Source organism: Sulfitobacter sp. AS59, assembly GCF_038899995.1.
In the GTDB taxonomy this organism is placed as follows: domain Bacteria; phylum Pseudomonadota; class Alphaproteobacteria; order Rhodobacterales; family Rhodobacteraceae; genus Sulfitobacter.
On the sequence record NZ_JBBMQK010000009.1, the window covers coordinates 37,620 to 58,414 of the forward strand.

The 20,795-nt window shown below is 57.2% G+C and carries 20 protein-coding genes; 6 read left to right on the forward strand and 14 right to left on the reverse strand.

All coding sequences use genetic code 11. The features are described from left to right. Position 1 precedes the first annotated feature (1 nt). The gene (locus WNY39_RS16210; protein ID WP_093917439.1) at positions 2-439 is read right to left on the reverse strand and encodes a MarR family transcriptional regulator; all 438 of its coding nucleotides are present in this window, start codon (positions 437-439) and stop codon (positions 2-4) included. Between the two features lie 156 nt (positions 440-595). Between WNY39_RS16210 and WNY39_RS16215 the strand changes: the two genes are divergently transcribed. The 5 genes from WNY39_RS16215 (at position 596) to WNY39_RS16235 (ending at position 6,338) form a co-directional block, all read left to right on the forward strand. Further along, positions 596-1,663, forward strand: a complete 1,068-nt coding sequence (locus tag WNY39_RS16215) for an aromatic ring-hydroxylating dioxygenase subunit alpha (protein WP_342847189.1) — start codon at positions 596-598, stop codon at positions 1,661-1,663. Between the two features lie 52 nt (positions 1,664-1,715). Then, on the forward strand, positions 1,716-2,933 hold the full coding sequence (locus WNY39_RS16220) for an ABC transporter substrate-binding protein (RefSeq protein ID WP_342847191.1): 1,218 nt from the start codon (positions 1,716-1,718) through the stop codon (positions 2,931-2,933). Positions 2,934-3,008: 75 nt separating this feature from the next. Beyond that, positions 3,009-4,871, forward strand: a complete 1,863-nt coding sequence (locus WNY39_RS16225; protein WP_342847193.1) for an ABC transporter permease — start codon at positions 3,009-3,011, stop codon at positions 4,869-4,871. Then, positions 4,868-5,644 (forward strand): ABC transporter ATP-binding protein, encoded by a 777-nt coding sequence (locus tag WNY39_RS16230; protein ID WP_342847195.1) that lies wholly within the window; start codon positions 4,868-4,870, stop codon positions 5,642-5,644. Before WNY39_RS16225 ends, WNY39_RS16230 begins: the two co-directional genes overlap by 4 nt. Next, entirely contained in the window at positions 5,637-6,338 is a 702-nt protein-coding gene (locus WNY39_RS16235) for an ABC transporter ATP-binding protein (RefSeq protein WP_342847197.1), read from the forward strand. Before WNY39_RS16230 ends, WNY39_RS16235 begins: the two co-directional genes overlap by 8 nt. 11 nt (positions 6,339-6,349) lie before the next feature. On the opposite strand, the gene WNY39_RS16240 is transcribed toward WNY39_RS16235, so the two are convergent. From WNY39_RS16240 to WNY39_RS16270, 7 genes are all read right to left on the reverse strand, one after another. Further along, the gene (locus WNY39_RS16240) at positions 6,350-7,096 is read right to left on the reverse strand and encodes an amino acid ABC transporter ATP-binding protein (RefSeq protein WP_342847199.1); all 747 of its coding nucleotides are present in this window, start codon (positions 7,094-7,096) and stop codon (positions 6,350-6,352) included. After that, positions 7,093-7,767 carry an amino acid ABC transporter permease gene (locus WNY39_RS16245; RefSeq protein WP_342847201.1) on the reverse strand — a complete coding sequence of 225 codons (675 nt, stop codon included), beginning with the start codon at positions 7,765-7,767 and terminating at the stop codon, positions 7,093-7,095. The genes WNY39_RS16240 and WNY39_RS16245 overlap by 4 nt, the downstream gene beginning before the upstream one ends. Positions 7,768-7,772: 5 nt before the next feature. Next, positions 7,773-8,525, reverse strand: a complete 753-nt coding sequence (locus tag WNY39_RS16250) for an amino acid ABC transporter substrate-binding protein (protein WP_342847203.1) — start codon at positions 8,523-8,525, stop codon at positions 7,773-7,775. A 299-nt stretch (positions 8,526-8,824) separates the two neighbouring features. Beyond that, positions 8,825-9,610, reverse strand: a complete 786-nt coding sequence (locus tag WNY39_RS16255) for a heme ABC transporter ATP-binding protein (protein ID WP_342847205.1) — start codon at positions 9,608-9,610, stop codon at positions 8,825-8,827. Further along, positions 9,607-10,647 carry an iron ABC transporter permease gene (locus WNY39_RS16260; protein WP_342847207.1) on the reverse strand — a complete coding sequence of 347 codons (1,041 nt, stop codon included), beginning with the start codon at positions 10,645-10,647 and terminating at the stop codon, positions 9,607-9,609. Before WNY39_RS16260 ends, WNY39_RS16255 begins: the two co-directional genes overlap by 4 nt. Before the next feature lie 28 nt (positions 10,648-10,675). Then, positions 10,676-11,542 carry an ABC transporter substrate-binding protein gene (locus WNY39_RS16265; protein WP_342847285.1) on the reverse strand — a complete coding sequence of 289 codons (867 nt, stop codon included), beginning with the start codon at positions 11,540-11,542 and terminating at the stop codon, positions 10,676-10,678. Next, entirely contained in the window at positions 11,542-12,597 is a 1,056-nt protein-coding gene (locus WNY39_RS16270; protein ID WP_342847209.1) for a ChuX/HutX family heme-like substrate-binding protein, read from the reverse strand. Before WNY39_RS16270 ends, WNY39_RS16265 begins: the two co-directional genes overlap by 1 nt. A 226-nt stretch (positions 12,598-12,823) precedes the next feature. Here WNY39_RS16270 and WNY39_RS16275 point away from each other — a divergent pair, with 226 nt between their 5' ends. Continuing rightward, positions 12,824-14,851, forward strand: a complete 2,028-nt coding sequence (locus tag WNY39_RS16275; RefSeq protein ID WP_342847211.1) for a TonB-dependent receptor — start codon at positions 12,824-12,826, stop codon at positions 14,849-14,851. 170 nt (positions 14,852-15,021) lie between these two features. On the opposite strand, the gene WNY39_RS16280 is transcribed toward WNY39_RS16275, so the two are convergent. From WNY39_RS16280 to WNY39_RS16305, 6 genes are all read right to left on the reverse strand, one after another. Beyond that, the gene (locus WNY39_RS16280; protein WP_342847213.1) at positions 15,022-16,329 is read right to left on the reverse strand and encodes a TRAP transporter large permease; all 1,308 of its coding nucleotides are present in this window, start codon (positions 16,327-16,329) and stop codon (positions 15,022-15,024) included. Further along, the gene (locus tag WNY39_RS16285) at positions 16,329-16,835 is read right to left on the reverse strand and encodes a TRAP transporter small permease (RefSeq protein ID WP_342847215.1); all 507 of its coding nucleotides are present in this window, start codon (positions 16,833-16,835) and stop codon (positions 16,329-16,331) included. The genes WNY39_RS16280 and WNY39_RS16285 overlap by 1 nt, the downstream gene beginning before the upstream one ends. 60 nt (positions 16,836-16,895) lie before the next feature. Continuing rightward, positions 16,896-17,894, reverse strand: coding sequence for a TRAP transporter substrate-binding protein DctP (gene dctP, locus WNY39_RS16290; protein ID WP_341235802.1), 999 nt, complete (start codon positions 17,892-17,894; stop codon positions 16,896-16,898). 84 nt (positions 17,895-17,978) lie between these two features. After that, positions 17,979-18,569, reverse strand: a complete 591-nt coding sequence (leuD, locus tag WNY39_RS16295) for a 3-isopropylmalate dehydratase small subunit (RefSeq protein WP_342847218.1) — start codon at positions 18,567-18,569, stop codon at positions 17,979-17,981. Next, a complete protein-coding gene (leuC, locus tag WNY39_RS16300; protein WP_342847220.1) occupies positions 18,566-19,963 on the reverse strand; it encodes a 3-isopropylmalate dehydratase large subunit in 1,398 nt (465 codons plus the stop codon). The genes leuD and leuC overlap by 4 nt, the downstream gene beginning before the upstream one ends. Continuing rightward, positions 19,960-20,775, reverse strand: a complete 816-nt coding sequence (locus WNY39_RS16305; RefSeq protein ID WP_342847222.1) for a GntR family transcriptional regulator — start codon at positions 20,773-20,775, stop codon at positions 19,960-19,962. Before WNY39_RS16305 ends, leuC begins: the two co-directional genes overlap by 4 nt. Between the last annotated feature and the right edge of the window lie 20 nt (positions 20,776-20,795).

The window sequence follows — 20,795 nt, forward strand, 5'->3', positions numbered from 1 at the left end:
TCTAAAGCTTATCCAACAACGTCAGCAACCGCTCCACCTCGCGCGGGGTCAGGTTGCCGACAGTTTCGGCCGAGATATCAAGCGCGGTCTCAACCGCGTCGGTCGCAAAGGCGACACCCGCATCGGTCAATGAAATCTCAAGCCGGCGCATGTCGGTCGCGGAGGGGCTGCTTTGCACCAGACCCTTTTTGCGCAGGCGGTCTACCACACCTTTGGTTGTGGCGGCGTCCATACCCACAAGACGGCCCAGCTGGTTCTGGCTGATCTTGACCTCGTCGCGCAGCTTGGCCAGCACGGCAAATTGGGTCGGTGTGATGTCCGGCATCCGGCGATTGAAAATCTCAAGATGGCGCTGGTTGGCCAAGCGCAGCTTGAAACCCACTTGATCCTCAAGCTGGTAGGGGGCCGTTTGGGTTTGTAGTTCCGCCAGGTTGGTCAATGTATCGTCCAGTATTTTACTGCAATCGCGTATTTGTTGTGCATTATCATCCCATGGTTTTTATCTGGGGTCCACAACAGAACCGATCATAAATATTGTTTGACAGCTAACAAGTTTTTGGTCCTTCATGAAGACAGTTAATACAAGGAGTCGCATGTGTCCTTTGTCAGAAACGCCTGGTATGTCGCCGGATGGTCCACGGATTTTGACCACGATCTAGTGCCGCTGACACTGCTTGCGCAGAACCTTGTTATGTTTCGGTGCAGCGACGGAAACCTTGCCGCTTTAGAGGACCGCTGCCCGCACCGCTTGTTGCCGCTGTCCAAAGGTAAGCGTATCGGCGACACCATTCAATGCGGCTATCACGGGATGACATTCGGGGCCGACGGCAAATGCGTGCGCGTGCCGGGACAGTCGAATTTACCCGCCTCTGCCTATGTTGACAGTTTTCCTGTGCTTGAACGTCATGGCATCGTGTTTGTCTGGATGGGCGATGCCGACAAAGCAGACCCCGCGCTGGCCTTTGATATGCCGGAGCTGTCGCAAGACGGTTGGCATCTGCACCACGGGGACAAGCTGCATATCAAAGCGAACTACCTGAACGTCGCCGAAAATCTGGTGGACCCTGCGCATGTCAGCTTTGTTCACCCGACGACCTTGGGGAATGCAGCCTCGGAAAACGTGCCAGTGCATGTGAAAACCGCCGACGAGGTCATCGTCGCATGGCGCTGGATCAGGGATGCTGAACCCATCGGGTTCTTCAAGGAGTTCGGTGGTTTTGACGGTAATGTCGACCGCTGGCATTATTACTATCTGCACATGCCATCGACCGCTGTGATTGACTTTGGGTCCGCCGATGCTGCGCTTGAACTTCCCGAGGAACAACGCAACAAAGGCGTGCGCATTTTTGCGCTGCATTTCGTCACCCCCGTGACCGAGGATTATACAATCGACCACTGGATGCATCTGCGCAATACCGCCCTTGGTGATGATGCCGCGTCTGATCAGATGGACGCGATGTTCCGGATTGCCTTTGCCGAAGACAAAGCGATCCTTGAAGCCGTACACGAGGAAGAACAGCGCCCGCAAAAGCGCAAACCCATCCGTATCGCCATCGACAAAGCGCCAAATGTGTATCGCAAGCGCATTCGCGACCGGGTCGAGGCCGAAGCCACAGATGATCTGGGCGATCCCGTTTCGCCGGTCTTTGTCCAGCATGATTAACGAATTAAAAATGCCGCAAAAGACGGCACCCACCCACCAGAGAGGACACCAAATGAACAGAAGTACATTCCTGAAAACCCTTGTCGGGGCCGCGGCCCTTAGCATGACGGGCATTGCCGCTTTTGCCCAATCGGGCGAACCAATCAAGGTTGGCGAAATCAACCACTACAAGCGTATGGCTGCGTTTGCTGAACCTTATAAAAAGGGCATCGAACTGGGCCTAGAAGAAATCAACGCCGCTGGCGGTGTGCTGGGCCGCCCGCTCGAGTTTATCTTTCGCGATGACCAAGGCGACCCCGGCGAGGCGATCAAAATCGCCGAAGAGCTGATGACCAGCGAAGGGGCTGTGATGCTCACCGGCACGATCTTGTCGAACGTGGGTTTGGCCATTTCATCTGTCGCCGCTGAAAAACAGTGGGTGTATCTGGCCGCCGAACCGCTGGCCGACGCGCTGACATGGTCGCAAGGCAACCCTTGGACGTTCCGTTTGCGCACATCGACCTATATGCAGGCCGCGATGCTGGCTGAACAGGCCGCCAAAACCGATGCGATGAAATACGCGACCATCGCGCCGAACTATGCCTATGGCAAAGATGCGGTTGCCGCGTTCAAGGAAGTGCTGACCGAACTGAAACCCGGCGTTGAATTCGTGGGTGAACAATGGCCGGCCCTGTTCAAGATCGACGCAGGTGCCGAAGTGCAAGCGCTGGAACGGTCCAAGCCCGATGCGATCTATAACGTGACCTTTGGCCCCGATCTGGCAAAGTTCGTACGCGAAGGCACGACACGTGGTCTGTTTGACGGCCGTACGGTTTATGGCCTGCTGTCGGGCGAGCCTGAATATATGGAACCGCTGGCCGATGAAGCACCCGAAGGCTGGGTTGTCACCGGTTACCCTTGGTATGACTTCACCGAGGAAGACGGCGCGAACAAAACCTTTGTTGATGCCTATCAAGCGCGTTTCAACGAGACACCCAAGCTGGGGTCGCTTGTTGGGTACATGACGGCAGCAACCGTTGCGGCGGCGATCCAGAAAGCTGGATCAACGGATGGCGATGCGATCCGTCAGGCGTTTGAAGGGTTGGATGTGGCGACGCCCGTCGGCGACATCACCTTCCGCGAGATCGACAATCAGGCGACCATGGGTGCCTTTGTTGGTACGACCGCATTGAAAGACGGGGGAGGGGTCATGACCAACTGGACCTATCTGGATGGTGCGGATTATCTGCCGTCTGACGAAGAAGTCGCAAAACTGCGCCCTGCAGAATAACGGCTGGCACCGCTCCGGAAGGGAACATCTTTCCGGAGCGGTCGCCCCTATTCCCCAAATTGATCGAGGTGGCTGATGGGCCTTTTTATCGCACAGATTCTGACTGGGCTTGCAAACGCTGGCGCACTTTTCATGGTTGCCTCGGGTCTATCACTGATTTTTGGTGTGACCCGCGTTGTAAACTTTGCCCATGGGTCATTTTATATGCTGGGGGCCTATGTCGGCTATTCGCTGATGCAGGTACTGCCCGGCATGGTCGGATTTTGGGGCGCTATTTTGCTGGCGGGGATTATCGTTGGCCTGATCGGTGTGATCGTCGAAATCTGCGTGCTGCGCCCTGTCTACAGCGCACCTGAACTGTTCCAACTGGTTGCCACCTTTGGCGTGATCCTTGTTATCCAAGACCTCGCGCTGATGATCTGGGGGCCCCAAGATCTGCTGGGCCCACGCGCGCCGGGCCTCAAGGGTGTGATCCGCATCATGGGCGAACCGGTACCCCAATATGACATCGCGCTGATCGTGATCACGCCCTTTGTGGCGATTGGTCTGTGGTATCTGATCACCAAAACCCGCGTCGGCACATTGGTGCGCGCCGCCACCCAAGACCGCGAGATGGTCAGCGCCCTTGGTGTAAACCAAGCGTGGCTGTTTACTGGCGTGTTCTTTCTGGGCTGTGCCTTGGCGGGTCTGGGTGGCGCGCTTCAACTGCCCAAAGGCGGCGCTGACTTGCTGATGGACTTCACCATTCTGGGATCGGTCTTTGTGGTTGTGGTGATCGGCGGCATGGGGTCGCTGCCGGGGGCCTATCTGGCGGCGGTGATCATCTCTGTGTTGAACGTCTTTGGCGTCACCTATGCACCGCAATCCACGCTGGTTCTGATGTTCGTGGTCATGGTTATCGTGTTGATGTTCCGCCCCTTTGGCCTGCTGGGGAAAGAGGAAATCGCCGGTGAACACGGCCAGGTTGGCGAACCGGAACGTCCCATCAAACCTGCGGGCAATCGTATGCGTTTGCTGGTCGCTGCCGGGCTGCTGATCCTTGGGCTGTTGCCCTTCTACAGCGGAAACTTTGCCGTCGTTCTGGTGACCGATATCATGATCTTCTGCCTGTTCGCCGCATCGCTGCATTTCATGCTGGGTCAAGGTGGGCTTGTTAGCTTTGGCCACGCGGCATTCTTTGGGGGCGGGGCTTATGCGGCAGCGCTGTTTGTCACCTACGCTGATACACCGATGGAGCTGGCATTGGTGCTGGCACCCATCTGTGCGGGTCTCGCCGCTATCGTGATCGGCTGGGTCTGCCTGCGGTCAACCGGTGTGTATTTCGCCATGCTAACCCTCGCCTTTGGTCAACTACTGTGGAGCCTTGCATTCCAATGGGGGGATGTCACCGGCGGCGATGATGGTTTGGTGAATATCTGGCCGTCTGACTGGGCCTCTGACAATGACGTTTATTATTACCTCGCCTTCGTGCTGTGTGTCGGCGGTATCTTGTTGCTGCGCCAAGCCGCCCATGCACCCTTTGGCTATGCCATGCGCGCCGCACGCGACAGCGCCCGTCAGGCCGAGGCGATGGGCATCAACACCAAGCGCATTCAATGGGTCGCCTTTACCTTTGCCGGTATCATGGCCGGTCTTGCGGGTGGGTTGTTCGTGTTCTCAAAGGGTAGCATTTTCCCGAACGAGCTGGAAACCGCGCGCAGCTTTGACGCGCTGATCGTGGTGTTCCTGGGCGGTGTGAAAACCCTGTCTGGCGGTTGGGTCGGTGCGGCGTTCTTTGAGGGGATCAAAGATTACCTGACGCGGTTTGAATACTGGCGCCTTGCCTTGGGCCTGTCGATTATCGTCGTTGTTATCCTTGGCCCCGAAGGCATCGTCGGATCGCTGCGCAAGGCGGGTGAACGCTTTGGCATTCTCAAGGTACCGGAGGACGCGAAATGAGCCCGATCCTGTCTGTTCGCAATCTGTCACGCAATTTCGGGGCCATCAAGGCCGTTGATAATGTCAGCTTTGATCTGGCCAAGGGTGAATTGCTGGCCCTGATCGGCCCCAATGGCGCGGGCAAAAGCACCTGTTTCAACATGTTGATGGGCCAGCTCAAACCATCCTCGGGCACGGTTCAGCTGATGGGCAAAAACATCGCTGGCATGCAGCCGCGCAAAATCTGGCGGATGGGTGTGGGGCGCACGTTTCAGATCACCGCGACCTATGCGTCGATGACCGTGGTTGAAAACGTGCAAATGGCGCTGATCTCGCATCACCGGCGGCTGTATTCGCTGACAACCTTTGCCCATAAGCTCTACCGCGACGAAGCGCTGGCCCTGCTTGATACCGTGGGCATGGTTGATCAGGCAGAACGCCACTGCGCCGTGCTGGCCTATGGTGACCTTAAACGGTTGGAGCTGGCCGTGGCGCTAGCCCATGATCCGATCCTGCTGTTGATGGATGAACCCACCGCCGGCATGGCCCCGCGTGAACGCATCGCGTTGATGCAGCTAACGGCTGACATACTAGACGCCAAGGGCATCAGCGTGCTCTTCACCGAACATGACATGGATGTGGTTTTTGCCCATGCCCACCGCATCATGGTTTTGAACCGGGGTGAGTTGATCGCCAATGGCACGGTCGATGAAATCCGCAATAACCCGCAGGTCCAAGAAGTATACCTTGGCGGCGGCACCCTGTTCAAAGCGCAGGAGGACGCCCATGCTTGAGGTCAAAGACGTCAATTCATTCTATGGCAAGGCGCATGTTCTCAATGACCTGAACTTTAGCGTGGATGCAGGCACTGTTGTTGCGCTGCTGGGGCGCAACGGCGCTGGCAAAACGACCACCATGAAATCGATCATGCAGCTGGTGAAACCCCGCAGTGGGACCGTCACCTATAAGGGTCAGAACATCACCGGATGGGCTAGCCACAAGGTCGCGCGGGCCGGCTTGGGCTATGTCCCCGAAGAACGCCGGATCTTTACGCAGCTTACTGTGTTGGAAAACCTCGAGGTTGGCCGCCAGCCCCCGCGTGAGGGTTGCACCACGTGGACAGAAACCATGGTGTTTGATCTGTTTCCCAACCTTGCGGAGCGGCGGCATAATCGCGGCAAGGCGCTGTCGGGTGGCGAACAGCAAATGCTGACCATCGCGCGCACCTTGATGGGCAACCCTGCATTTATCCTGCTGGATGAACCCTCCGAAGGCATCGCGCCCGTGATCGTCGAACAAATGGCCCGCGTCATCCTTCAGCTGAAAAGCGAAGGCCTGACCGTGTTGTTGTCCGAACAAAACCTGCATTTTGCCCAAGCTGTGGCAGATGGGGTGGTGATCATCGAACATGGCACGCAGAAATTCGTGGGCAGCCTGTCAGAGCTTCAGGCACATCCGGAAATCCGCGATCAATACCTGTCTGTCTAACCCGATACGCCTCAGGAAACGCGGCGCAAAAACGCCTTGGTGCGGGGGTCTTGCGGGGCCTCAAGCAGTTGCTTTGGCGGCCCTTGTTCAACGATCTTGCCGCCATCCATAAAGATAATCCGGTCCGCAATCTCGCGTGCGAATTGGATTTCATGGGTAACGATCAACATGGTTTGCCGTTTCTCGGCCACCCGCCGCATTAGATCAAGAACCTCGCCCACCCATTCAGGGTCAAGGGCCGAGGTCGGTTCGTCAAAAAGCATCAGATCGGCATCCAACGCCATCGCGCGCCCGATCCCAACACGTTGCTGCTGCCCCCCCGAAAGCGCTGCTGGATAGGCATCCGCCTTATCCGCCAGTCCGGTCTCGCGCAGGGTCGCATCCGCGCGTGCAATCGCATCGGCCTTGGATTGCCCTTTGACGGTAATCAACGCTTGAGTGATGTTTTCGCGGGCAGTTTTATTGGCAAACAGGGCGTAGTTCTGAAAAACAAACGACGTTTTGCGCCGCAGAGCCAGAATATCAGCGCGCGACGCCGTATCAGCATCAACACTCAGATCACCGATGCGAATGTTGCCGCCGTCAGGGTGATCCAGATAGTTCAGGCAGCGCAGCAACGTCGATTTACCCGTGCCGGAGGGGCCAATCACAACGACCCGCTCGCCCGGCGCGATATCGAGGTCGATATTCTCAAGAACATGGGTCGCGCCAAAGGACTTGCTGAGACCTTTGATGGAAATAGCGGCTGGTTTGGTCATCTTGCATGCGCCTTGTTCAAATAAACCTCTAGGTGACGCTGTAGAAATGCCAATGCCTCGACCATGATCCAATAGATTGCCGCCACCACGAGGAATGCTTCGAAATACAGGAAACTACCTGCCGCTTCTTTCTGCGTGGCCCCCATCAGTTCAGTCACACCAAGGGTAAAGGCCAGGGAGGTCCCTTTGATCATGTCGATGAAATAGTTAACGAGCGTCGGCGCGGCGACGCGGGCCGCTTGGGGAAGAATGATGTGATACATCATCTGGCCCTGCGTCATGCCAACGGCCTGCGCGGCCTCCCATTGGCTGCGGTCCACCCCAAGGATCGCGGCGCGGATGCTTTCAGCCATATAGGCGGAAAAATGCAGCGTTAACCCCATGATCGTGGCGGTCACACCATCGATATTCGTCAGAAACGACATGACCTGCGGTACGCCATAATAGAATAGAAACAACTGCACCAAGAGAGGCGTGCCGCGGAAAAAGCTGATGAACAGGCGTACAAAGCCGTCCAGCACAGGGATTTTAAACACCCGCTCCACCGCCAGAATGGACGCCAGAATAAGCGCAAAGAACATGCCGATGATGGCCATGAACAATGTCAGCGGCACATAGCCCAGCAGGACGGGCACCAGATCCAGCATGTATTCGAAATCCAGTGCCCGCATCAGCGTTACTCCGCTACTGTAATGTCAGTTCCAAACCACTTTTCCGAGATTTCGGCCAATGTGCCGTTCTCGCGTAGCGTTACAATCGCCGCGTCGAATTTATCGCGCAGCGCTTGTCCTTCTGCGTCATCGCGAAACGGCAACGCATTGCGGATTTCGCTGAACGGTTTACCAGCCAAAGCCAAAGGCAGCGGGCTTTCGGCGATCAGCTGTGCGGATGACACACGATCCATCACAAACGCATCGACGCGGCCCAACGCCGTGTCTTGCGCGATGTTGCTTTCATAGGTGCGAATGTCGATCTGGTCTGCGTTCGGCAATTGGCCAAGCAGCTCTTCGAAATTCGACCCAAGGTTCACAGCAACGGTTTTGCCGCTCAGATCCTCAACACTGCCGATGGTTGCCTCGTTACCCGCTTTGACCACGACCTGCGCACCGTCGAAAACATAGGGCTGCGAGAACGCGAATTTCGCCTCGCGGTCGGGTGTGATCGTGATTTGGTTGGCAATCGTATCAATGCGCCCGACTTCCAGCGCCCCGATCAGGCCCGAAAATGACATGGTGACAAAATTCACCTCATCGCCCGTCTCGGCGGCAATGGCGTTGATGAAATCAACCTCGAACCCTTGCAACTGATCCAGTTTGACAAAGGTGAAGGGAAAATAGCCACCGGACATCCCGACATTCAGGGTTTCGGACTGCGCCGAACCGACTGAGGCTGCAAAGGCGAGCGTGGCTGCTACAAGTACATTTTTCATAATCTGCTCCGTTTGTTCCCTGAGCAAATAGTCTAAGCACAGCCGCCTTCAATAGACGTAGTTACGACAAGTCCACTGTGATTGGATTACAGCCGCTATCAGAACAAAGTTCTGCAGGCGGTGATTTTTCTGGAACGCTCTGAAACGAAGATAGCGATAGATGCGTCAATTACGCGATGTTGTTCTATCGGTAGCTTGGGGAAACCCTTGTTGCGGCACCACCTTGAGAGAATCAGATTTCGGTAAAAAGATTACATAACTAACCTTATGGCGCATATTCTCCACAGTCGGGCGAAGCCCTAAAGCGCAGCAACATGAGGCAGAATGAAACTGCTGTTGTCCACCGGTGCCTGGTTTACCCTTAGCGAGCAGCCGTAGGCCTGCGATAGCACCTCGTCGGTCATGACGTCTTGCGGCGTGCCAGCGGAAAGAATGCTGCCTTGGACCACCATCACCATGCGATCGGCAAACATCGCGGACAGGTTCAGGTCGTGCATCACCGCGACAACCCCACCCCCGCGCGCGGCATAGTCTTTTAGCAAGCGCATCACCATCAGTTGGTGGCCGATATCAAGGCTGGCAACAGGTTCATCCAGCAACAGCCACCGCGGGGTGCCTGCTTGGTCAACAGGATCCCACACTTGGCACAGAACCCGTGCCAGTTGGACACGTTGTTGCTCGCCGCCTGAAAGCTCTTGATACAATCTGTTGCTGTACCCCTCCAGCCCGACGCGGGCCAGCGCGGTGTCGGGCAAATGCTCTTTCTGCCCCGAATGGCCGCTTAGCAGCCCCATGCGCACGACTTCGATCACGGTAAAGGGGAACGCAAGCATCGTGGATTGCGGCAACACACCGCGAATGGCGGCCAGATCCCAAGGACGCGCCTGCCCGGCTTCTTTGCCGTTAAAACGTACCTCGCCGGAAAAATCGATCTCGTTTGTGATGGCCTTGAGCAGACTTGATTTGCCCGCACCGTTCGGGCCGACAATGGCCGTAAACTGCCCCGCTACCGCGCGAAAGGACACATCCTGTAGAATGGTTTTATGGCCAATCCACGCCTTTGTGACATCTGCTTCTAACATCATAGGTCCACCAACCCGCGGCGGCGCAGCAAGATCCACAAGAACACAGGCGACCCGAGAACCGCCGTAATAATCCCGATCGGCAGTTCAGCGGGGGAAATAATCACCCGGCTGATCACGTCGGCAATCAGCAAAAGGCAGGCCCCCAGCAGTGCGACATTGACCAGCAGCGGCCGATGATCCGGCCCCGTTGCCAGACGCATAAGATGGGGCACAACGATACCGATAAACCCGATGCCACCCGATACTGCGACCGCAGCGCCTGTCGCAGCCGCGACGGCCAGCATCGCGATGCTTTTGACCCTTTGCACCGGGATACCCATGTGGGCAGCCGTTGCTTCGCCAAAGGCAAGGCCGTTCAACCCACGGCCCAGAAAGGTCGCACAGCCAACGGAGATCAGGATAACCGGCACCGCCACCATCGTCTTCTCCCAGGTGGCACCAGCCAGCGATCCAAGGCCCCAAAAGGTCAGATCGCGCAGCTGTGCATCGTCGGCAATATAAATAAGGATACCGGCCGCGGCATTCGCCAATGCGGCCAAGGCGATGCCAGCCAGCAGCATGGTCGCCACCGATGTGCGGCCCCGTCTGGTGGAAATCCGGTACAATAACATCGTCGCACCCCAGCCGCCGATAAAGGCCGCCATAGGAACCAACCAAAAGCCAAGGACCCCCTTAAGCCCCAGAGGCAGCAAACCACCCAATACAATGGCGAGAATAGCGCCCAGTCCGGCACCAGCACTAACGCCGACCAAACCCGGATCGGCAAGAGGGTTGCGGAACAACCCTTGCAACACAGCGCCTGACACGGCCAAGGACGCCCCAACGCAGATACCCAGAATGACCCGCGGCAGCCGAATATCCCACAGAACGATCCGTTCCATCTGGGTCAGCGGTTCGCCGACGACCAGCTTTTGCAGCGCACCCCATAGCGACGTGCCCGACGCGCCAATGGCAAGGCTGGTAATACTGATCACCACCAACGCGCCGGCCAGCCAGAAATGGGCCAGCCGGGCGGTGGTGCGACGATCACGTGGCATTGTGATATCTGCAACCTGCACCATTTGATCAGCTGCCGTATAGTGCGGCAGACAGGTCAGACACAGCATCCGCAGTCCGTGGTCCGAACCCCAACAGATACAGACCATCCATGCGGATTACCGCCCCTGTTTCACCAGCAGGTGTCGACGCGATCACGGGCAAGGCCAACAGCTCGGCAACGGTGCTGTTATGATCGCCTTCCCGTTCCATCATCAAAATCGCATCGGGCGCGGCAGAGATCACGGCCTCGTCGGTCATGGGCTTGTAGCCTTCAAACCCTGTTGCAGCATTCTGCGCGCCCGCCATTTGGATCATCGCCGAAGCGGCAGTATTCTGACCCGACGCCATAATCCGCCCGCCTTGTGTGCTAAGAATAAACAGCACTTTCTTGGGCTCCTGCCCCGCGTTTTTCTGGGCTGTCTGCACAACCGCATCCAGTCGCGCTTTCAGATCATCGGCCAGTTGCTTGGCCTTGTCCCCTTCACCAATCGCCTCGCCAACCGCGTTGATCTTGGCGGCGACACCCTCGGCCGAGTATTCCTCGGGAACGGTCATGAACGGGATATTCGCCGCCTCAAGCACGTTGATCGTCTCAAGCGGGCCAGCGCCGTCTTCCGAAATAATCAATTTCGGATCGACAGACAGCACCCCTTCGGGGGAAAGCGCGCGCATATAACCGACATCGGGCAGATCCTGCGCTGCGGCGGGATAGTTTGAGGTGGTATCGCGCGCAATCAAGCGGTCACTGGCACCTAGGGCAAAGATGATCTCGGTGATTGAACCGCCGATGGCAACGATGCCATCGGGTTTTTCTTGGGCCAACGCCGGGAATGCCGTCGCAACCAACAGGGCAAAAGCAGACGCCCGCAGCGTGAGACCTGAACGACGCCCCATCATGCTGGCACCTCGGTTTTCAGACCTTCAAGGCCCTCGACTAGCTTGCCCCATGCCGGGCGGCTGTCACGACCTTCTTTACCGACACCAAAGACCTGAAAGATCAGCCCGCCGTCTTTGTTAAATGCCTCGACCGATACGGCCGGGCCGCGTTGCGTTGGTTTATCAACCGCCCACACTTCGGCGATGTGATCCAGACGCAGGTGCAGGTTGAACCGTGGGTCCAGCACGTTCTGCCATGGCCCCATCGCCTTGAGTGTGTCAATCGGGCCGGAGTGGATTTGGATACAGCCCCGGTTGCCGGTGAACACCATGATTTCAAGATCGCTGGCCGCAACCTGTTGCAGCATCTGATCGACAGCACCCGGCTCCAACGCGCGGACAAACGGCGCGCCCGCGATGCGGTAGGCACCCAAACGGTTCATCTTCAATTTCGACGTCAGACGCATGAACTGATGCGTGTCGGTCATTCTGGCCCATTCCTTGCGCAGGATATCGACCTTGGACTCGTCCGCCTTTGGGGTTTCATCAGGCTTGCGCTCGGCGACCTCAACCGTCTGCGACTGGTCGTCCAGCTTCAGGTCTTCCTTGGCTTGCGCCCATGCGTTCAAGTCAGAGCCGTCGCGCAGGAAAATCTTGTGAACGGCATCACCTGCCGCATCAAACACTTGCAAGCTGCGCCGCACGCCGGTTTCAACTTCTTTCTCAACCATAAAGGCGTGGCACCAATGGCTGGGGAAAATCCGCAGGTCGATTTCATCATTCAGGATCATCGACGCATGCGGGCCGGACCGGTAGTTGTCGTACACGCCAACCTTTTCGTTCACACAAGACGGGTTGCGCGTCAGGGCCATCACCTCGCCCAGGGTTTGGGCAACGCCCATCACCTTGTCAGGGTGCGCGTCAATCCGGGTTACCCCTTCGCCACAGGACGCAGCGATTAGCTGGGCCTCGCTGATGTTAAGCTTATCCGCTACGTCGCGTTCGCGCAGTTTTGCATGTTCGGCGCGAAATTCGCGGATGTATGCGGGGGTTACCGCGTCTTGATTGGTCATGATGCACCTATTGGCTGATATATTGATCGGTGATTGGGCTGGCGTCGTGCATCAAGACACGGGCTGGCATGAGCTGAGTAAAACACTCAACTATTATTGTTGACACTTTTAGTAAGCCTTTCTAGAAACCGCAAGAGCGCATCGATAATCGGCGCAGATATTCAGAAACGCCGTAGCCAGCCCCCAGCAAGCACTAGGCCACCTACATGCTTGCGAGGCAAAAAATATGACCCCGACCAGAAAACGTACCCTATTGCTGGGTACCACCAGCCTGTTATTAATCACGATCAATACTGCAGCATTGCACGCGCAAGAAGCCGACCAAGGGTTTTTGGGCACGCTGGTTCTGGGTGAAAGCAAGCGTAAAGTTCAAACTGATACGGCGATTCCCCAAACAACTGTTGATCAAGAAGAAATCAACGACCGCCAAGCTGGCACCGTCGCTCAGCTGATCGATTCCGTACCGGGCGTTAACCTTGTGAACGGGTCCACACCCCAAGGGTCGGGCATCAATATCCGGGGCTTTGGTGCCAACAGCACCTACGGCACCGACCAAAAAGTTGCGGTTCAGATTGATGGCGCAAATGTCGGTGCCGAAGAACTGTACCGGATCGGGACGCAATTGTTCACCGATCCCTTCTTGTACAAAAACGTCAACGTTATCCGCGGCACGGTTGGCAGCTTTGAATTCGGGTCCGGCATCGTCGGCGGTGTTGTTCAACTGGAAACCAAAGACGCCTCTGACCTGACAGGTGGCGAACTGGGTCACGTTCTGGCGCAAACGCTCGAGTTTTCGAGCAACGGCAACGGCCTGACGTCTTCCAGCGTACTGGCATGGCAGCCGACCCAAGACATGGAGTTCCTGCTGAACTACACATGGCGCGATCAGGACAACCAACAAGACGGCAATGGCGATGACATCGGCAACAGCGCCTTTACCCTGCCATCCGGTTTGTTCAAGGCAAAGTACACCTTTGGCGAAAACCACGATCAATCGCTGACGTTCAGCGCGACCAAAACAACATCCAGCGAGCGCGACGTGCCGTATGACACGTTCATCACAACAACGGACATGTTTGGTAATGTCGATCGCGACATTGAAACAAGCGCCGCGACGCTGACCTATAACTTTAACCCAGAAGACAACAATTTGATCGATCTGGATGTGCAGCTAAGCTATGCGGACCAACAGATTGACCAGACCTATATCGAGGGCAGCTCATCGCTTGAAGGTTCGGCGCAAGAAGGGCAAGTGCGGGCACTGACAAACGCCGATCACCGCTACCGGACCACAAAACTGTCATTCAAGAACACCAGCTTGTTTGATACGAACACAATCAGCCACGAATTGCGCACCGGGCTAGAGTTGATCCGCAAAAAGCGGCTTGATGCGAATTCGGCCACCGGTGGTGTGGATGACAGAATTGCCGTTTACGCCGTTGACGACATGCGCATTGGCAATGCTTGGACAATCACGCCAGCGCTGCGCTACGAGACCTCTGAAATCACCGGGTCCACAGCACCAAATGATGGCGTTTATGACAATGATGCGCTGATGGGCGGTCTGTCCGTACGCTACGCCTTTGACAACGGCTTTGCCGTGTTCGGCAGCGGCGCATACACTGAATCGCTTCCCATCCTCGATGACCTCAACAACGCGGCGTATATGACCTTGTCCGAAAAGGCGAAGACATACGAACTGGGCGCATCCTATGATGGGGGCGATCTGTTCCGCAGCGGCGACAGCTTTGCGATCAAGGCGAACGTATACAAGACCGAACTCTCTGACGTAACATCCTATACGAATGGTGGCCGCCCTTCCGTCAATGTGGACAGCATCGATACCGAAGGGTTCGAGCTTGAGGCGTCCTATGCGATGGAAAGCGGTTTGTACCTCGATATGAACGCCAACGTCACCGACGGCACACAGCATCTTGCCGATGGCACCCAAAATGATTGGAGATTTACAGGGGCTGACTCACTGCGGTTCACAGTGGGTAAAAAATTCGGCGAAGAACTGGATCTAAGCTGGGAAATGGTTGCCAATGCATCGATTGAAGTAAACGGCACCGAAACAGCCGGCTTTGGCGTACACAACCTGCGCGCCACCTATATCCCGCAGCAAGGGGTGTTGAAGGACACGCAAATTCGCGTCGGTTTGGAAAACGTGTTTGACCGCGATTACACGCCACATCAGTCGACACGCTCTGCACCCGGCCGCAACCTCAAGCTGACGTTGTCGCGCACGTTCTAAGAAACAATGAGGAGCAGACCGCGCTTCGTTATTGCGCGGTCTGCCCTCTCCCGAATCTGCTGGGCTTGATTGGTGGCTTTAGCGGACGGCGGGGTGCCTGTCCCCTCGGGTGGGTGCCCCGTTTAAACATCAATCACCGGCAAAACCGGCCATCTACAACGGCGCGTACCCTACATCCCGGGCAACCAAAGCGCCAGTTGCGGAAACAGGATCAACAACGCCACCAACAGCATCGAACATCCCATATAGGGGAATGCGGACAGATAGATTTCGCGCATGGTCGTGTCTTTGGGGGCCACCCCCTTCATCACGAACAGCAGCAGCCCAAAAGGCGGCGTGGTAAAGCTGATCTCGAGCGCGAGCAGGATAATCAAGCCGAACCAAACCGGATCAAACCCAAGGCTTGCGGCCAAAGGAAAGAATATCGGCACGGTCAGCAACATCATCGAAATCTGCTCCATGAACATACCCAAAAGCAGCAGTACACCGAACATGACCAGCAGCATCGCAACCGGTGCCAGATCAAACGACGTCGCCCAGCGGATCAGCCCCGATGACGCCCCGGAAAAGGCCAGCAATTGGCTGAACGTGGCAGAGCCGAACACGATCAGATAGGCCATCAAGGTGACGCGCAATGCGCCGATGACCGATTTCTTCATCGCTTCCCATGTCAGACAACGGAACAATACCGCAAGGATCAACACGCCAAGCGCACCAAATGCCGCCGCCTCGGACGGGGTGATCAGACCACCAACCATACCAATTACGATCAGCACCATGACCGACAGCATCGGCATCACATCGCCAAACAGCAGCCGCATCTTTTGGCCCCATGTCAGCGTCTCAACGTCATAGGCGGGCGCGGCCGACGGGTCGATCTTGGTCTGGATGTAAATCGTCGCGATATAAAAGCTGGCCAAGATCAAACCGGGGATGATCCCCGCAATCAGCAAAGCACCCACATCGATCCGCGCCAGCGTCGCCAGCAGCACCGCCAAGGCGGACGGCGGGATAATGATCGCCAAACCACCCGTGCCAAGGATCGGCCCGATGGACATGTGTTTCTTGTAGCCGCGCGTCGTCATCTCGGGCACCATCAGACTGCCCAGCAACGCCGTTGACCCCATTGAGGACCCCGACAATGTCGAAAACGCGGTGCCCCCCAAAACGGTGACATAGGACAAGCGGCCGGGCAGTTTGCCCAACAACCGGTCAATCGCGTTGAACATCCGCGCCCCAAGACCGGTGTGAAAGAAAATTTCGCCCATCAGCAAAAACAGCGGGATCGGCACCAGCGCGTAATTCGTCAGCCCACCAAAGCCGTTGTTCAACAACAGGGTGATGCCCTTGGCACCGCCCATGAAAAACCACGCCCCAACGATGTTTGCCGCCAGAAAGGCCAGTGCCACCGGCATGCCAATCGCCATCAAAACAAGGATCGAGCCCAGCAAAAGGGCCAGCGATTCAAACCATTCCATTATTCGTGTATCCCTGCTTCGCCGGAATGCATCAGGTCATCGCCAAAAACAAAACGGGAAAATTCAATTGCCATCAGGCCAAAGCTGACCGGAAAGGCGATGGTAAGTATCCATTTCGGAAAATAATACGCGCGCACATCCAGATCATTGCGCGTGATATTCCCCAGGAACAGCTCCGTCCCTTTCCACGCAAGGATCAACGACACCAACACGCAAAGCGCGGCCACCAAGCGGCTGACGATCCTGCGCACCCCCGTGGGCAACGCCGCCGTCACCAATTCGATATGCACATGACCCTTTTCACGCACCAGCCAAGGCGCGCCCAGCATGGTCATGTAAAGGATCGCATATTCAGACGATGTGAACAGCCACGCAAAGGGCTGTAGCCCGCTGTTGCGCATCACCACCGACATAATTACGGAAATCATCAGCCAAACCAGCATGACGCCCGCAATGCCCGCCATCGCATACAGGAACCCCCGATATAGCTTGCCGACCGTTTCCATACGCTGCCCCTCGTTCACAAAAATGCGGCGCGCCAGACATCCGGCGCGCCGCTTAGGGTTTTACTTTTTATAGAAAAGCTCGATCAGCTTGTCATAGTTACCATCACCCTGTGGACTGTCGGCCATCAGGCCTTTCATGCGGTCCCATGTGTTTTGCGTCGCAGCCGCCAGATAGGCGTCAGCCGCGTCACCTTCCAATGTGACCACTTTCATCCCAGCCGCTTCCAGCTTGGCGAAATCTTCGTCACGCACGGCACCCAGTTTCTCGGTGCTTTCAGCCTCATGCGCGATGGCGACATCTTGCACGATGGTGCGCGCTTCCTCGGACAGGGAATTCCACTTTTCCAGGTTCACAATCGTGCCCAAGTCAGTCGAGAAAAAGCACGGCTCAATCCGGTAGTTCAGGAACTCGTTCCACTTCAGATCGATCAGGCCAATCTGTGTCCAGCCCGTCGCATCAACCACACCGCGTTCAAGCGCCGAATATACTTCGGTCGTGGGCAAATCGATGACCTGCGCGCCCAGATAATCGGTAAAGAACGCGTTATAGACTGCATTACCACGCAGCTTCAGGCCCGACACATCAAGGTTACCGCCATCGTCCAGCGTTGGTGCTTCGCGGGTCCACAGGTTGTAGCACACACCGGAATCGAACCAGCCCAGGTATTTAACGCCCATCTTCTCCTGATGGATCTGGTCGATCAATTCGATGCCGCCATTGGCGCGGGTTTCAGGTGCCGTCATGTTCGACGTCACCAGCGCATCCTTTTCGGGCAACGCACCGGCATAGAAACTGCCCGGCGTATAGACCATATCGACGACACCATCGCGCACGGCGTCAGGCTGTTGGAACATGCCGATGGCCTCTGGCCCGCCGCGCACTTCGATCTGAACCACGCCTTCGCCGGCTGCGTTCACCTTGTCGACAAACTCAAGGAACGACTTGGTGTAAATCAACGATTCAGGAAAAGCGTGAACCGCCGTAATCGTCTCTTGTGCAAACGCCGCTGACGTCAGCGCCGTGGTGGCAAGAATACCACCAAAAATTGTATGTTTCATCGTCTCGTTACTCCCAGTTGGTGGGGTTCCTTTGTGGACCCCTTTTGATTTTTGCCTTCGGCCACTGTGCAGCGCGAAAACGTCTTAGGATGCGGGCAAGGCCCACGGGTGCGCCGCAATTCGTGCCGCGCGAAACTTGGTAATCTTGTCACTATGCTGGGCCGTCAGATCGATATCATCCCAGCCATTCACCAGCTTTTGTTGCCATGCCGGGTCCAGATCAAAAGACAGCTGCCGCCCGCCGATCACAGCCGTACCGGCGGTTAAATCAACGGTGGCTGGCGCGTCCTTTTCGCCCATTTGACCAATCAGCGTTTCGATCTCGTCCTCGGTCAACCGCGCGGGCAGCAAACCGTTATTGACCGCATTGCCACTGAAAATATCGCCAAAGCTGGGGGCAAACACGGCTTTGATCCCGAAATCCACCAGCGCATACACGGCAGCCTCGCGGCTGGACCCGCCGCCAAAGTTGCTGCGTGTGACCAACACATCGGCGCGGTCGTATCTGTTCAACACATGATCCGGCTGATCCTGCCGGGCGTCGTGCAACAAAAACTTTCCGTATCCTTCGCTGCGCGGGGCCGACATGAACCGCGCGGCAATCAGTTGATCGGTATCGATATTGGCTTGCGGCAAGGCCACGGCGCTGCCGTTAATGGTGGTCCAACCGCTCATGATCGTCCCTCCAACAGCGGGCGCACATCAGCGAGGTGCCCGGAAACCGCCGCCGCAGCCACCATGGCGGGGCTCATCAAATGGGTGCGCGCACCGCGCCCTTGGCGACCCTTGAAATTCCGGTTGGTGGACGAGGCACAGCGTTTGCCCGCGTCAACGCGGTCTCCGTTCATGCCGACACACATCGAACAGCCCGAACCGCCCCATTCCAATCCGGCATCTGTAAATATCTGCGCCAGCCCTTCGGCCTCGGCCTGTTTCTTGACCCCTGACGATCCGGGCGATACCAAACCCGGTACCTTGGCCTTGCGCCCTGCCAGCACCTTGGCGGCCAGTCGCAAATCCTCGATCCGGCCATTGGTGCAAGACCCGATAAACACCTCGTCCACCGTGACATCCTTTAGCGGCATGCCAGCACGCAGGCCCATATATTCCAGCGCCGCGCGGGCTTGCCCCTGCTTTGCCCCACCAAGCTGGTCGGGGTCAGGCACATGGCCGGTAATAGGCAATGCATCCTCCGGCGATGTACCCCAGGTCACCGTCGGCACAACATCCGCTGCATCAAACGTCACCTCTTGATCAAAGGCGGCATCCGCATCTGTTTTCAGCTGGGTCCAATCGGCCACCGCCTGATCCCATGCCGCCCCTTTGGGTGCGAAATTACGCCCCTTCAAATAATCTAAAGTCACCTGATCCGGCGCAACCAGCCCCAAACGGGCACCGCCTTCGATGCTCAGGTTGCACAGGGTCAGACGCCCGTCCATGCTCAACCCCTCGACCGCAGCACCGGCATATTCAATCGCATGCCCCCGCGCGCCATTGGTCCCCAGCTGGGCGATCCAGTGCAGCGCCAGATCCTTGGCCGACACCCCCAAGCCCAAGGCACCGTTAAACGTAATGCGCATCGTCTTGGGCCGCTTCTGCCAGATCGTCTGGGTGGCCAGAATATGCGCCACCTCGGTCGCGCCCACCCCAAAGGCAAGCGAGCCAAACGCACCATGGGTCGATGTGTGGCTATCCCCGCAATTGATCAGCAAACCGGGCAGCGTTAGACCCTGTTCCGGTCCGATCACATGCACGATCCCCTGCCCCGGATCACGCAGATCAAACAAGCGCACCCCATGCGCCCGCGTATTGCGCCCCTGCATGTCGATCATCCGCGTAATATCCGGTGCCACCGCCCCCGCACGGGTCGGGGCATAGTGATCAACCACGCCAAACGTCAGCTCGGGAAACGCAACCTTCTTGCCGCGACCGTCCAGCTTGGCAAAGGCGTGATGCGATCCTTCGTGTACAAAATGCCGATCCACCCAAAGCAATGAAGTCCCATCTTCGCGCTGCATGATCTCATGCGCCGCCCAAAGCTTGGCCAACAAGGTTTGGGGCGTGGTCATTCCGCCGCCTCTTTACGGGCCGGCCTAATCACCGGCTCCCAATGGCGGGCCTTGCCATCGCCAACCCGTGTCAAATCCATCTCAAGCTTGAACATATCGGGGCGGTACAGCGCTGACAGGTATTCAACCCCGCGCCCCTCGGCGTCCTTCACCACGCGGTCCAGCGACAACAACGGCGCACCGACGCTCACACCCAGCACATCCGCCACATCGGGCGAGGCAAGTGTCGCACTCACCGTCTGATGCGCGGCGTCCACCTTGACGCCGGACCGCTCTAACAAGCGAAACAGCGGTGTCGTGGCCAATTCAGCCTCGGTATAGTTTTGCGCGATTTCCTCTGGCACCCATGTGGTCAGGTGGGAAAACGGCTCCCCCTCGACCAGACGCAGGCGCACGGCGGCTTGGACACGCGATTGCGCCGTCAAACCCAATGCGGTCGCCACCCCGCCCGGCGCAGCACCATAGCTGAACGACAACAGCCGCGCGGTGGTGTTCTGACCCATCTCAACCAGTTGCGGCATCAGCGCGTTGAAATCCGCCGCCATCGATGGAAATGCCTTGGGCGCACGCACCGTTGTCCCCGACCCCGCACGCCGTTCAATCAGCCCGTCACCTTCCAGCGCATCCAGTGCACGGCGTACGGTGACCCGCGACACATCCAGCGTCACCGCCAGCTTTTGCTCGCCCGGCAGCACCGCACCTGGGGCGTAAATACCGCGTGTGATCTCTTCGTGAAGGTGCAGATAGACACGCCGCGCCTTGCCCCCCTCAGGAAGCCCCCTGCCCTTCAAAGATGTGATTCCTTGCGCCATTGTCACCCTTTCAATTCAGT

Coding starts and splice junctions, on each gene's coding strand:
- WNY39_RS16220 (WP_342847191.1), top strand. CDS start 1,716: ATGAACAGAAGTACATTCCTGAAAACCCTTGTCGGGGCCGCGGCCCTT.
- WNY39_RS16225 (WP_342847193.1), top strand. CDS start 3,009: ATGGGCCTTTTTATCGCACAGATTCTGACTGGGCTTGCAAACGCTGGC.
- WNY39_RS16230 (WP_342847195.1), top strand. CDS start 4,868: ATGAGCCCGATCCTGTCTGTTCGCAATCTGTCACGCAATTTCGGGGCC.
- WNY39_RS16235 (WP_342847197.1), top strand. CDS start 5,637: ATGCTTGAGGTCAAAGACGTCAATTCATTCTATGGCAAGGCGCATGTT.
- WNY39_RS16240 (WP_342847199.1), bottom strand. CDS start 7,096: ATGACCAAACCAGCCGCTATTTCCATCAAAGGTCTCAGCAAGTCCTTT.
- WNY39_RS16245 (WP_342847201.1), bottom strand. CDS start 7,767: ATGCGGGCACTGGATTTCGAATACATGCTGGATCTGGTGCCCGTCCTG.
- WNY39_RS16250 (WP_342847203.1), bottom strand. CDS start 8,525: ATGAAAAATGTACTTGTAGCAGCCACGCTCGCCTTTGCAGCCTCAGTC.
- WNY39_RS16255 (WP_342847205.1), bottom strand. CDS start 9,610: ATGATGTTAGAAGCAGATGTCACAAAGGCGTGGATTGGCCATAAAACC.
- WNY39_RS16260 (WP_342847207.1), bottom strand. CDS start 10,647: ATGCCACGTGATCGTCGCACCACCGCCCGGCTGGCCCATTTCTGGCTG.
- WNY39_RS16265 (WP_342847285.1), bottom strand. CDS start 11,542: ATGGGGCGTCGTTCAGGTCTCACGCTGCGGGCGTCTGCTTTTGCCCTG.
- WNY39_RS16270 (WP_342847209.1), bottom strand. CDS start 12,597: ATGACCAATCAAGACGCGGTAACCCCCGCATACATCCGCGAATTTCGC.
- WNY39_RS16275 (WP_342847211.1), top strand. CDS start 12,824: ATGACCCCGACCAGAAAACGTACCCTATTGCTGGGTACCACCAGCCTG.
- WNY39_RS16280 (WP_342847213.1), bottom strand. CDS start 16,329: ATGGAATGGTTTGAATCGCTGGCCCTTTTGCTGGGCTCGATCCTTGTT.
- WNY39_RS16285 (WP_342847215.1), bottom strand. CDS start 16,835: ATGGAAACGGTCGGCAAGCTATATCGGGGGTTCCTGTATGCGATGGCG.
- dctP (WP_341235802.1), bottom strand. CDS start 17,894: ATGAAACATACAATTTTTGGTGGTATTCTTGCCACCACGGCGCTGACG.
- leuD (WP_342847218.1), bottom strand. CDS start 18,569: ATGAGCGGTTGGACCACCATTAACGGCAGCGCCGTGGCCTTGCCGCAA.
- leuC (WP_342847220.1), bottom strand. CDS start 19,963: ATGACCACGCCCCAAACCTTGTTGGCCAAGCTTTGGGCGGCGCATGAG.
- WNY39_RS16305 (WP_342847222.1), bottom strand. CDS start 20,775: ATGGCGCAAGGAATCACATCTTTGAAGGGCAGGGGGCTTCCTGAGGGG.